Raw genomic sequence first — 11,792 nt, forward strand, 5'->3', positions numbered from 1 at the left:
GGCGCTGGCGATTCCGGCTAGGTCCGGATCTCGTCGGTCCAGACCTTGAAGCCCGTCAGCGTGTTCGGCCCGAAAGTATGGGTCAGCGGCACGTCGGAAGCGTCGCGCCCCTGCGCGATCAGGACGCGTCCCCAACGGGGCGCGTTGTTGCGCGGATCGAAGGTCCACCAGCGGCCCCCGAGATAGACCTCCATCCAGGCGGCGAAATCCATCTCCCCATGGGGCGGCGCCAGCCCGATGTCGCTGATATAGCCGGTGCAGTAGCGGGTCGGGATGTTCATCGCCCGGCACATGGCGACGGCGAGATGGGTGTAGTCGCGGCACACCCCCACCCGCTCCGAATAGGTTTCGGCCGCGGTGCGTGTCGGCCGGGAATATTCGTAGCCGAAGCGCACATGGTTGTGGACGAAGTCGCAGATCGCCTGCACCCGCGGCCAACCGAGCGGCGTGTTGCCGAACAGCCGCCACGCTTCCTCCGACAGGAGATCGGTCTCGCAGTAGCGGCTGCCGAGGAGAAACAGCAGCGTATCGGCCGGCAGATCCTCGACGGCGTGTTGCACGGCGTCGAGGCCGACCGGATCGGACAGGCCGTCGTCGTGAATGATCCCGTCCGTGCCGAGCGTGAACGCCCCGGCGGGCGCGACCAGCCGGTTGCACCAATTGCCGAAACTGTCGCGGTAGTTCTCGATGTTCACCGATGGCGTGGTGACCAGATGGTCAGGCCGCTCGAGCGACCCGGCGCGCGAATAATGAACGTTGAGATTGATGATCATCGGCGTCGGCATCGGGAACTGGTAATTCAGTTCGCAGCCCAGTCGAATGCGCATGCGCGCCCCTTTTCCCGAGCCTTGCCCACCCCGTTCCGCCCGGCCACGGCGGCGACGGTCTTCAGCTGTTGCAGGCCGCACTGCCATGCAGCAGGACGCCGGACCCGGCGCCTCCGGCGGGGGCTCGGCCAACCTCTTCGGACCCTAGGCGCTCGCCAGGGGTTTGGCGAGGCATCGTTATTGCGGCGGGCAGCCAGCTCGGCCTAGCGGAACATCAGCACCGGCCGCAGGCAGGAGCGGACGATCTCGCTGGTGGTCGAGCCGATGAAATAGCTGCGGATGCGCGAATGGCCGTATGCACCCATGACGATCAGATCGATCTCGTCGCGCTCGACATGGGCGGCGATGACGGCGTCGGGCTCGCCCTTTTCCAGGATGCCGGTGGCGTCGTAGCCGGCAGCGTTCAGCGTCTCCACGGCCCGGTCGAGCCGGGGATCGCTTGTCTTGTCGGAGACCATCAGGAGTTCGCAGGCTGCGCCTTTGAGAAGCGGGCTGGCGACCAGATGGTCCAGCGCCTTGGCAACGCTCGGACCGCCGTCGAAGGCGACGAGGAAGCGCTTGACCGGCCGGAACGCCCGGGCGCTGACCAGCACCGGGCGTGTCGCACCGCGCAGGACGCGCTCCAGATTGGAGCCGAGATGCAGCTTGGCGAAATCGGCCGCCTCGCCGCGCTTGCCGATGACCAGCAGCTCCGCGCCGCTTTCCTGCTCGCGAACCGTATCCACCAGATCGCCCGACAGGAGCCGTTCCGAGACGGTCTCGACGCCGCGGTCGCGCAGCCGCGCGGCGCCTTCCGAGAGCACCAGCCGGCCGCGCTTGCGGGCCAGCCGGCCCTTCTGCTCGTCGAACTCGGCCAGTTCCTTCAGAAGCTGCTCGCGCTCGCCGAGATCGAGGCTGCCGGAATAGTCCGCCGGCGCCGACGCCGTGTCGCGCCGCCCGATGACGTGCAGGAGATCGACCTCGGCCGACAGCCGTTCCGCCGCCCAGGCGGCGTTGTCGCAGACACTCTGCGAATATTGCGAACCGTCGACGAGTGCCAGGATCTTGGTCATCTGGGTCCTCCCTTGCGCGGCGAGTGTTCTCGCCTGTCCTTCCGACGCGACCCGCAGGGCGGCCCCCGTCACAGTGACGGGAACCGGCCGGGTTCGCCCGCTTCCATGGGTATTAGTGGCCCGGGGCCGTGTCCAGCGCGCCCGGCTTGTCGGCGACGCCGAGCCGGTCGACCAGGGTCGTGCTGGCCTCGTTCATGCCCAGCACCTCGACCTCGGTGCCCTCGCGTCGGAACTTGATCACAGCGCGGTCGAGCGCGCCGACCCCCGACAGGTCCCAGATATGGGCCCGCGAGACGTCGATGATCACCTTGTCGAGGGCTTCCTTGAAGTCGAAGGCGGCGGCGAAGTCCTCCGCCGAGGCGAAGAACACCTGCCCGATCACACGGTAGGTCCGCTCGCGGCCATCGCCCGACAGGGTCGAGGTGACCGAGAAGATCTGCGCCACCTTGGAGGCGAAGAAGATGCCCGAGAGCATCACGCCGACAATGACGCCGATGGCGAGATTGTGCGTCCACACGACCGTGATGACGGTCGCCAGCATGACGATCGACGAGCGCCGCGGATGGGTCTTCAGATTGACGATGGATTCCCAGGAGAAGGTACCGATCGACACCATGATCATGATGGCGACCAGCGCCGCCATCGGGATCACCGCCACCCAGTCGCCGAGAACGACGATCAGGAACAGAAGCGTGACGCCGGCGAAGAAGCAGGACAGCCGCCCACGGCCGCCCGATTTCACGTTGATCACCGACTGGCCGATCATCGCGCAGCCCGCCATGCCGCCGAAGAAGCCGGTGACGGTGTTGGCGATGCCCTGGCCGTAGCATTCCTGGTTCTTGTTCGAACCGGTGTCGGTCAGATCGTCCACCACCTGGGCCGTCATCAGCGACTCCAGCAGGCCGACCACCGCGATGCCCGCCGAATAGGGCAGGATGATCTGCAGCGTCTCGAGCGTGAACGGCACGTCCGGGATGAAGAAGGTCGGCAGCGAGGACGGCAGGTCACCCATATCGCCGACGACGCGCAGGTCGAGGCCGAAGGTCAGCGACAGCGCGGTCAGGACGACGATCGTCACCAGCGGCGACGGCACCGCCGTGGTGATGCGCGGCAGCAGGTAGATGATGGCCAGACCCAGCGCGACCATGGCGTAGGTGATCGACGGCACCCCGACGAGTTCGGGGATCTGCGCCATGAAGATCAGGATCGCCAGGGCGTTGACGAAGCCGGTCATCACCGAGCGCGAGACGAAGCGCATAGCGTTGCCGAGCTTCAGGACGCCCGCCAGCAGCTGCAGCAGTCCGGCGAGGATCGTCGCGGCAAAGAGATACTGCAGGCCGTGATCGGCCACCAGCGTGATCATCAGGACGGCCGTGGCCGCCGTCGCGGCCGAAATCATGCCCGGTCGGCCGCCGAAGATCGAGGTGAGGACGGCGATCGAGAAGGAGGCGTAGAGGCCGACCTTCGGGTCGACGCCGGCGATGATCGAGAAGGCGATGGCCTCGGGGATCAGGGCGAGCGCCACGACGAGACCGGACAACAGGTCGCCGCGGATATTGCCAAGCCAGTCGGCGGAAAGGGTGCGAGTCGAGAACATCGGCTCCAGGAACATCTGCACGTCGTGCGCCTACAGTGGCCCCGGCGATGCCGGCCATGCGTGATCTGCACGAAATGTGATTGGCCGAGGGATAGGCGCCCGGCATAGCCACCTGCCGGGGCAGGTCCATGTTGCGGCGCAAACATCGCCGATTGCGGCGGGCAAATCAACCCGCGACGAAATCCGCCTTGCCTTTGCCGGAATGCTCGGCTCCATAGAACGAAACGCGAATCAAACGGCAAAACGGGACCTTGCGGATGAATGCGCTGGCGCGGCGGCTGCGGCAGACGGAGTGCGACGGCGTGGAGATGTCCCTCGCCGGCGCGCGGATCGTGTGCGATCCGTCCGGCGTCCTCTATGCCCCGGATGAACGCCTGCTGATCGTCTCCGACCTGCATCTGGAAAAGGGCGCCGCCTTTGCCCGGCGCGGCATGATGCTGCCGCCCTACGACACCGCCGCGACCCTGACGCTGCTGGAGGCGGCCCTGACGCGCTACGCCCCGCAGCGGGTCATCAGCCTCGGCGATTCCTTCCACGACCGGACCGGCGCGGCGTTGATGCCGGAAGCCTCCCGCGAGACGCTGCGCCGGCTGATGGCGGGCCGTGACTGGATCTGGATTTCCGGCAATCACGACCCCGAGCCGCCGGCCTTCGTCGGGGGCGAGACCCGCGAGGAGATCGCGGTCGGGCCCTGGACCTTCCGGCACGAGCCCAGCGCCGCCTATCGCGCCGGCGAGGTCGCCGGCCACCTGCATCCGGTCGCCCGCGTCGCCAATGGCGCGCGCTCGACCCGCGGCGCCTGCTTTGCCAGCGACGGATCGCGCATGATCATGCCGTCCTTCGGTGTGACGACCGGCGGCCTCAACGTCCTCGACAGGGCCTTTCAAGGCCTGTTCGATCTGGCGACGGCCAAGGCCTATGTGATCGGCCTGACCCGCATCTACCCGATCGGCTTTCGCTCGCTCAGCCCCGGATAGGGCTTTAGAAGGTCGAGGCGAAGGCGACGATCTGGCAGAGGACCACGACGATCGTCAGCACCAGCCGCAGCCGGCCGAACCAGTCCGGCAGCGCGCGGTGGCGCGCCGCCAACACATCCCAGACCCCGACCAGCGCGAAGGCGATGGCGAAGCCGGCGAACATCCACGGCGTCGGGACGAACAGCAGCGCCCAGCCGACCAGCGACGCCAGCACGGACAGAACGAGGATGTGGCGCTGGCCCTCGTCGCGCCACAGCGCCGCGCCCCAGCGAATGCCGCCGAGAAAGGCGAGGATCGTCGCCGAATAGCCCGACAGCGCGAGGACCAGCTGCGGATAGGCGATGAAGGCGCGGCCCGCATAGGCAAGCGCCGCGGTCATCGCCACGAAGGGGATCAGCCCCGCCAGACCGAGGATCCACGCGGTCTTGTGGGTGATGTCCGTTGCCGCCAGCGCCGCGTCGGAGGTCGGCGCGTCGCCGTGTCGATCGATATCCGTCATGCCGATCCAACTAGGTCAGGAAGGGGAAAAGCGTAAAGCGCCGGCCGCGTATCAGTCCCGCTTGAACACGACGCGGCCGAACCAGCCCATGAAGATCGCCAGCGCGACGGCGAACAGCCCATAGAGAAACGCGTAATTGCGGGCGAAATCGTCGACCACCGCCTCGAAGCCGGTCTTGATGACCAGCAGCGGCTCGCTGCTCTGGCGGATGAAGACGCCGTTGCGAAACAGGAAGGCACGGACCGTGTGATTGCCCACCGGCAGATCGGCCGGCAGTTGCAGATCGGCGCGGAACAGGGTGGCGCTGACGAATTCGACGCTGCCGATCGTCTGGTTGTAGAGGCCGCGCTCGCGGCGGATCCGGCGCAGCGCGGTCGCATATTCGTCGCGGTTGGGCACCAGCGCCGGAGCATCGTCGGTCGGCGCCGAGATCACCAGGCTTTCCGGCTCCGGGAACACGTGCGAGCGGCCGCCCTCGCTGGTGCTCAGCCGCAGATCGTCGATGCCCATGGAGAGGCTGACCCGGAAGCTCTCGCGGGTGATGTCGCTGAGCGGGCGCGTCGAGGCCAGTGCGTAGGAGGCCGGCGCGATGTCGAAGGTCTCCGATCCGCGATTGATCCACAGGCCGAGCGTGCGTTCCTTCTTGCGCACCACCACCGGCTGGCGCGGACCGACCAGCGAGACGACGATGTCGTAGCGCTGCTGGCGCAGGATCCGGGCATCGGCATTGTCGAGCGCGCCGAAGATGACCAGCCGGGTGCCGGAAAAGTCGGAGGTGATGCCGATGCGGTCGGTGGAGAGCCCGATCTCGAAGGTTTCCAGCGCCTGCCCCGCCACGGGACCGGGCACGGCCACCATCAGGGCGCATGCCGCGACGAGGCCGGTCAAGCGTTGCCCCGCAAACCGGCGGCAGCGATCGAGAAGGGAGGAGACGGCCGCCCTCATCCGATCTCTCCGCTCGGCATGCTCGTGGAATAGGGCTCGGTCGGCGTCGACACCAGCTCGAAGCCGAGCCGCAGGGCGACCGCCAGAACGAGCAGCGCCAGCAATGCCCGCAACTGGTCGCCGCGCAGCTTGCGGCCGGCCTCGGCCCCGAACTGCGCGCCGATCACGCCGCCGAGCATCAGGAAGAAGGCCAGCACCACGTCGATCGTGTGATTGGTCGAGGCCTGCAGCACGGTGGTCACGGCCGCGGTGAAGATGATCTGGAACAGCGAGGTGCCGATGACGACGTTGGTCGGCACCCGCAGGAGATAGATCAGCGCGGGCACCATGATGAAGCCGCCGCCGACGCCCATGATGCCGGCCAGCGTGCCGATCAGGAAGCCGATGCCCAGCACCGGAATGACCGAGACGAACAGCTTGGAGCGCTGGAAGCGCATCTTCAGCGGCAGGCCGTGGATCCAGTTGTGCTTGCCGGAGCGGCGGATTTCGCCCGACCCGCCGCTCGAGCGCCGAAGCGACTGGATGCTCTCGACCAGCATCAGCCCGCCGACGCCGCCCAGAAACACCACGTAGAGAAGCGACACGACCAGATCGAGCTGTCCGATCCGCCTGAGCAGCGTGAACAGGGCGACACCCGCCGCCGAGCCCGCCGTACCGCCGATCAGCAGCACCGTGCCGAGCTTCAGATCGACCGTGCCGCGCTTGTAGTGGGCGAGCGCCCCGGAGAAGGACGACGCGATCACCTGGTTGGCGCCGGTGGCCACGGCCACCGCCGGGGGGATGTTGTAGAAGATGAGCAGCGGGGTGATCAGAAAGCCGCCCCCGACCCCGAACAGGCCCGACAGGAATCCCACGGCGGCGCCCATCCCGAACAGGACGACCAGATTGACCGAAAGTTCCGCGATCGGGAGATAGAGGTTCACGTGCGGTCCGGCTCAAGGGGTTGATGGAGCCAAGGAAAAGGGGGCCGAACCGTCTTGGCCCGAACCCCCTTGCCTGTCAAATCCGCGATGTCGGCGACGCGCCCCGCAGCACGGTGTCTCAGCCGTCCTTGCGCGCCAGCAGGGCCCGGATCAGCGTCTCGTCGATGCTGCCGTCCGCGGTCAGCCCGGCTTCCTTCTGGAAGGCCTTGATGGCGGCCGTGGTCTGCTGGCCGACGACGCCGTCCGGCTCCCCCGGCTCGTAGCCGAGCTTGATCAGGATAGCCTGGATGTTGCGGATCGCCCGCTTCATGTCGATGGACGAGGTCTGCATCGGTGCGGTGCTGTCGGCCCAGTCGGCCGGAACGTCCACGGTGTTCACCGCCTCGTCGCGCGGCTTCGGCGTGAAGCCCGCGACCTTCTCTTCCGCCGACTTCAGCCGTTCCGGCGTCAGCGACTTGGCAACCTCGTCGCGCTTGCGACCGGCATCCTCGTCGCCGGCCGTGGCGACGATCGAGAACCATTTGAAGGATTCCGTCAGGTCCTGGTCGACGCCGGCCCCTCGGGCATAAAGAATGCCGAGATTGTACTGGCTGTCGGTCATGCCGTATTCGGCGGCCTTTTCGAACCACTGCGCCGCCAGCTTCGGCTCCGACTTGCCGTCGACCCCGGTGGCGAACAGCACCGCCAGATTGTGCATGGCGCGCACGTTGCCCTGCTCGGCGGCCTTGAGATACCAGTCGCGCGCCGCGATCGTGTCGCGCTCGACCCCGTTGCCCTTCTCGTAGAGCGTGCCGAGGCTGTACTGGGCCGGCGCGAAGCCGCGCTCGGCGGAACTGGCGAACCATTCAGCCGCGACCGCCGGCTTCGGCTCCGAGTCGCGGCCTTCCATCAGCCGCAGGCCGATCTCGAAGATCGCCTTGGGGTCGCCGGCTTCTGCCGCATCGGTCAGGGCCGCATTGCCGATACCGTCCGGGATCGGCGGAACCGGGCCGACCGAGCTCATGGCCGCAGCGGCCCCGGCATTGGCGACGTCGGCGCCGCTGGTGGGGGTGAAGCCGGCAGCGCCCGGTGCGCCCGACAGGGAACGGCTGATCAGCGTGTCGGCGGCCTTGGCCGGCGTCGCCGTCGCAACCTCGTCGTCGATCGCACGCGGTCCGGCCGGTGTCGGCGACAGCGCCGCGGGCGACATCAGGGCATCGCTGCCATCGGTGCCGGCCTCGGCGGTGCGCGTGTCGTCCGATCCGGCGCTCGCGGGCGCCGTGCCATCGGTCCGGTCGGCAGCCGCAGACGCCGCAGGCGCGGCCGCCTCAGGGGTACTGTCCGCGACGAGCGGTGTCGTGGTCGCCTGCTCAACGAGAATTTCGGGCTGGCTGGTGTCGGCGACCAGTTCGTCGCCATCGGATGGCGCGTTCAGCGCCTGGCCGAGCGGCAGCGCCATCAGTGCCAGGAGCACCGCGCCGATCGCCATGAGGATCGGCTTGCGCCGGCGCGCGATGAAATCGGTGACGCCCCCGCCGCGCTCGTCGCTGTCATCGGCCTCGCCGGAGCGCAGGCCCTCGGCTTCGGAGGCGGCGGCCATGGCGGCGCGCCGCGCGGCGGCGATGAAGTCGGCGCGGCCGCCCTCGTCCGCCTCGCCGGTCTGGCCAGCCTGCTGGGCCCGCACCCGCTGCAGCAGCGCGGCGATGTCCGGCGTGCCGGAGCCGATGGCGAGCGGCCGGTTGGCCTCGTCGGATTCGAAGATGTCGGCAGCGTCCAGCGACGGGGCCTCGACCGGCGGCACCGGGCTCGACACCGCGTCACGGTTCCCCGGGAACTCGGCGACCATGACCTCCGGGTCGTCCCCCTGCCGTGCCGCGTCGGCACGTCCGGTGACGGCATCGGCATCGACCGCTGCCCTGCCGGCACCGAGCTTGCGGCCGAGAAGTCCGCGCAGGCCACGCGGCGCCTGCGGTTCGGCGGCAGCGGCGACCTTCGGCTCGGCCTGGACGAAGCGCGCCTCGCCGGCGGCGGCGCCCGCGCCGTCCTCGCCGCGATCCCTGCGCTGCATCTCGTTGTCGATGGTGTCGATCCGCTCGACCAGCCGGATCAGCGTCGCATGGACCGTCTTGTAGAATTCCTGCGACTGCTCGCCGGTCTGGCGGGAGAAGGCTTCCAGCGAACGCAGGTCCTCGGACAGCTGCGCCACATGCCGGCCCTGGCGCAGATCGCCGGATTCCATCATCTGGCGGATCGCCTCGTCGGCGGCGGCGCGGGCGGAAACGACGATGGCGTCGCGGTTCTCGTCCAGCCGGCGCTCGATGTCGGCCAGGCGCTCGTCGAGTTCCGGATCGATCATGGCACCGGACATGCCGCCCTCGCCGATCTGGTCCGACAGGCGGGCGATCTGGGCGCCCAGCGAACGCACCATCTCGTCATTGACGCGCGAGGCGGAGGTGGTCTCGATCTGCTCGGCCAGCGTCTGCAGCCGGTTCTCGATGGCGACCGCTTCGAGGGACGATCCCTCGCTGGCATTGAGGAGATGCTCGAGCCGCGTCGAGAAGCGCTCGATCCGCTCCGCCAGATCGGCGGCGGCGGTTCCGTCGGCGAGCGATTCGATCCGGTCGGACAATTCGCCGATGCGGCCGGACAGCAACTGGGTATCGCCCTCTTCGGCGAGGTGGTCGACGCGGGCGGTCAGGCTCTGCAGCCGGGCCTCGATCCGCTCGACCGGGCTCATGTCGATCGCCGGCGTCCGGCTCGCCGCCGCGACGATGGCGCGGGAGATCTCGTCGAGACGCTCCTCGAGCTGGGCGAAATGATCGAGTTCGAATTCGTCCTGCTGCTGCTTGGCGATCGCCTCGATGCCGACGGCCAGCGCGTGTACCCGCTGCTCCAGTGGGGCGATGGCCAGCGTCTCGGGCAGCTTGGCAAGCGCGGCCTCGAGCTGCTCCATGCGGCCCGACATCGCCTCGATCTTGCCTTCGATCTCGCGCGAGGCGAACTTGTCCTCCAGCGCGTCCCAGCGCTCCTCGACGGCCCGCATCGACTTTTCGGACGCCAGCGTCTCCAGCTTGCCGCGCAGACCGTTGATCTCGGTCTTGAGCATGTCGGAAATGCCGCCCTCGGCAAACTCCTGGAACACCGCCGTGTGGCGCGCCTCGAACTCGTCCAGCCGGCGCTCGACCGACTTGACGTGATCCTCGCTGGCGAGCGACCCGAGCGACACGCGGATGCGCTCCAGCTCGTCCTTCAGGTCGCGGCGGGCCCGGGTGTCCTCTTCGGCCCGGTCGCTGAATTCGGTGCCGACCGCGTCCCAGCGCCGGCCGAGATCCTTCACGGTCTCCTCGCGGGCCATCTCGCCGACGAGCGAGCGCATGGCTTCCAGCTCCTTGCGCAGCGACTGCACGGCTTCGCGATCGGCGCCGCCATCGGCCATCCGCGACAGCCCGTCATCGACCCGGGCGATCTCGGCGTCTATCGTCTCGGCGCTGGCGCGGTCGGCGATCATGGTGCGCAGGTCGTCGAAGGCGTGCCGCATGTCGTCGAATCGCGACTTCAGGCTGCGGTCCATGTCGGCGCGCAGTTCGGTGCGCAGACGCTCGAGGTCGCGGGAGATATCGGAGCCCGGTGCCGCGTCGCGGGTCTGGCGGCGGGGAGCCGGCGCGGCCGCCGCCGCACCGTCGCGCACGTCGCCGTTTTCGCGGTCGAGCATCTGCTGGCGCATGACGATCTGCGACACAGCTTCGGAGAGTGTCGGCCGGTTCGGCCGCTGGCCGTCGGCGGACTTGGCGACGGATTTCAGGCGGGTTGCGGTCCGCGGAGCAGCCGCGGGCTCCGCCGCGACGTCGGCGACAGGTCGCGGCGCCGCCTTGGCGGAACTCATCTGGGTCAAACGGAGTTCTAGTTCTTCCAGGGTACGGCTGAGCGTATCGAGGGACGAATCGTCGCGGGGCGATCCACCTTGCGCCAATTTCGACTTCTTCTCGGCCATATCACATTCCCGATCGGCTTGAGCCTCGCTGGGCCGGCTCCGGTGCCTGCTGGTGTCTGGAGCAAATTCGTCCAACAGGGTTAATTGCGGGTTAACCCCATTACCGCTTTGTTAGTGAATAACACCGGAAGCCGACCCGAGGCTGGACCGTCAATTGACGCTACGTCTTGTAACAGCCTCAATTCGCGCGTTATTCGCCGCACAATGGCCTATGTAGCCGAAACAGGATGAGTCGCCGGCCCTCGGGTGCGAGCCGTTCAAACGAATGCGCAGTTACGGAATTCAAGACATGACCAATCTGAAGCTCGCCGAACGCGAAGACGACACGACGTCGATCGACATCGGCTTTCTGCTCAACCTCGACGATCAGGCGGCGACCGATAAGGAGCTGTTCAAGATCGGCGACCTGTCGAAGGAATTCGGCGTCACGCTGCGCACCCTCCGCTTCTACGAGGATCGCGGTCTTCTGGCGCCCGAGCGCCGCGGCACCACGCGCCTCTACAGCCGTCACGACCGGACCCGGCTGCGGCTGATCCTGCTCGCCAAGACGCTGGGCTTCTCGCTGACCGAAGCCAAGCAGATGATCGAGATCTATCATCAGCCCAACGGCAAGCGGAAACAGCTCGAGGTCGTGCTGGAGCGCTTCGAGGAGCAGCAGGAGATCCTGCAGGACCAGAAGCGCGAGATCGAGGATTCGATCCACGCCATGGACGTCTCCATCAACTATGTCCGCGCCCGGCTGAACGAAGTCACCGACTGATTATCCGGCGGGCGCGTCTGACGATGCGCCCGCCGCTTCCCTGCCCGGTCAGGCCGCCGCCGCGCTTCGCGCCGCCGCATCAGCCCTGGTCCCGGCTTCGCGCACGCCGCGCGTTTCCTCGCCGCTCTCCATATCCCCTTCCGCGACATCGCGCGTGTCACCCACCCATGCGACATCATGGGGGTCCGTCGCCGTCGATCAGCCGTTGACGTTTACGTCAAAGTTAGCGATAAGCCGCCGAC

At 67.9% G+C, this 11,792-nt stretch carries 9 protein-coding genes and 1 other annotated feature; of the genes, 2 read left to right on the plus strand and 7 right to left on the minus strand.

What is annotated here, in order from left to right:
- Positions 1 to 17: 17 nt before the first annotated feature.
- The 3 genes from H536_RS0103205 to H536_RS0103215 form a co-directional block, all read right to left on the minus strand.
- On the minus strand, positions 18 to 827 hold the full coding sequence (locus tag H536_RS0103205) for a transglutaminase-like domain-containing protein (RefSeq protein ID WP_024349090.1): 810 nt from the start codon (positions 825 to 827) through the stop codon (positions 18 to 20).
- 203 nt (positions 828 to 1,030) lie between these two features.
- A complete protein-coding gene (locus H536_RS0103210; RefSeq protein WP_024349091.1) occupies positions 1,031 to 1,879 on the minus strand; it encodes a universal stress protein in 849 nt (282 codons plus the stop codon).
- A 112-nt stretch (positions 1,880 to 1,991) separates the two neighbouring features.
- Positions 1,992 to 3,476 (minus strand): SulP family inorganic anion transporter, encoded by a 1,485-nt coding sequence (locus tag H536_RS0103215; protein WP_024349092.1) that lies wholly within the window; start codon positions 3,474 to 3,476, stop codon positions 1,992 to 1,994.
- A 78-nt stretch (positions 3,477 to 3,554) separates the two neighbouring features.
- Positions 3,555 to 3,607: a sequence feature (sul1 is cis-regulatory element that is thought to sense ions involved in sulfur or methionine metabolism; They are found in Alphaproteobacteria), on the minus strand.
- A gap of 126 nt (positions 3,608 to 3,733) precedes the next feature.
- On the opposite strand from H536_RS0103215, the gene pdeM reads away from it, so the two are divergent.
- Positions 3,734 to 4,453, plus strand: a complete 720-nt coding sequence (gene pdeM, locus H536_RS0103220; protein ID WP_024349093.1) for a ligase-associated DNA damage response endonuclease PdeM — start codon at positions 3,734 to 3,736, stop codon at positions 4,451 to 4,453.
- Positions 4,454 to 4,457: 4 nt separating this feature from the next.
- Here the strand turns inward: pdeM and H536_RS0103225 are convergent, their stop codons facing one another.
- The 4 genes from H536_RS0103225 to H536_RS22360 all read right to left on the minus strand — a co-directional run bounded on the left by H536_RS0103225 (position 4,458) and on the right by H536_RS22360 (position 10,682).
- A complete protein-coding gene (locus tag H536_RS0103225) occupies positions 4,458 to 4,952 on the minus strand; it encodes a DUF3429 domain-containing protein (RefSeq protein WP_024349094.1) in 495 nt (164 codons plus the stop codon).
- A gap of 51 nt (positions 4,953 to 5,003) precedes the next feature.
- Entirely contained in the window at positions 5,004 to 5,840 is an 837-nt protein-coding gene (locus H536_RS0103230; protein ID WP_230785494.1) for a TIGR02186 family protein, read from the minus strand.
- 53 nt (positions 5,841 to 5,893) lie between these two features.
- The gene (locus H536_RS0103235) at positions 5,894 to 6,820 is read right to left on the minus strand and encodes a sulfite exporter TauE/SafE family protein (RefSeq protein ID WP_024349096.1); all 927 of its coding nucleotides are present in this window, start codon (positions 6,818 to 6,820) and stop codon (positions 5,894 to 5,896) included.
- A 118-nt stretch (positions 6,821 to 6,938) separates the two neighbouring features.
- The gene (locus H536_RS22360; protein ID WP_024349097.1) at positions 6,939 to 10,682 is read right to left on the minus strand and encodes a peptidoglycan-binding protein; all 3,744 of its coding nucleotides are present in this window, start codon (positions 10,680 to 10,682) and stop codon (positions 6,939 to 6,941) included.
- A 397-nt stretch (positions 10,683 to 11,079) separates the two neighbouring features.
- Here H536_RS22360 and H536_RS0103245 point away from each other — a divergent pair, with 397 nt between their 5' ends.
- Positions 11,080 to 11,550, plus strand: a complete 471-nt coding sequence (locus H536_RS0103245; protein ID WP_035694435.1) for a MerR family transcriptional regulator — start codon at positions 11,080 to 11,082, stop codon at positions 11,548 to 11,550.
- Positions 11,551 to 11,792 lie beyond the last annotated feature (242 nt).

The organism is Aurantimonas coralicida DSM 14790, from assembly GCF_000421645.1.
In the GTDB taxonomy this organism is placed as follows: Bacteria; Pseudomonadota; Alphaproteobacteria; order Rhizobiales; family Rhizobiaceae; genus Aurantimonas; species Aurantimonas coralicida.

What these genes read in the sequence shown, in the direction of transcription:
- H536_RS0103225 (WP_024349094.1), bottom strand. Translation starts at nt 4,952, where the DNA reads ATGACGGATATCGATCGACACGGCGACGCGCCGACCTCCGACGCGGCG.
- pdeM (WP_024349093.1), top strand. Translation starts at nt 3,734, where the DNA reads ATGAATGCGCTGGCGCGGCGGCTGCGGCAGACGGAGTGCGACGGCGTG.
- H536_RS0103205 (WP_024349090.1), bottom strand. Translation starts at nt 827, where the DNA reads ATGCGCATTCGACTGGGCTGCGAACTGAATTACCAGTTCCCGATGCCG.
- H536_RS0103210 (WP_024349091.1), bottom strand. Translation starts at nt 1,879, where the DNA reads ATGACCAAGATCCTGGCACTCGTCGACGGTTCGCAATATTCGCAGAGT.
- H536_RS0103215 (WP_024349092.1), bottom strand. Translation starts at nt 3,476, where the DNA reads ATGTTCTCGACTCGCACCCTTTCCGCCGACTGGCTTGGCAATATCCGC.
- H536_RS22360 (WP_024349097.1), bottom strand. Translation starts at nt 10,682, where the DNA reads ATGAGTTCCGCCAAGGCGGCGCCGCGACCTGTCGCCGACGTCGCGGCG.
- H536_RS0103245 (WP_035694435.1), top strand. Translation starts at nt 11,080, where the DNA reads ATGACCAATCTGAAGCTCGCCGAACGCGAAGACGACACGACGTCGATC.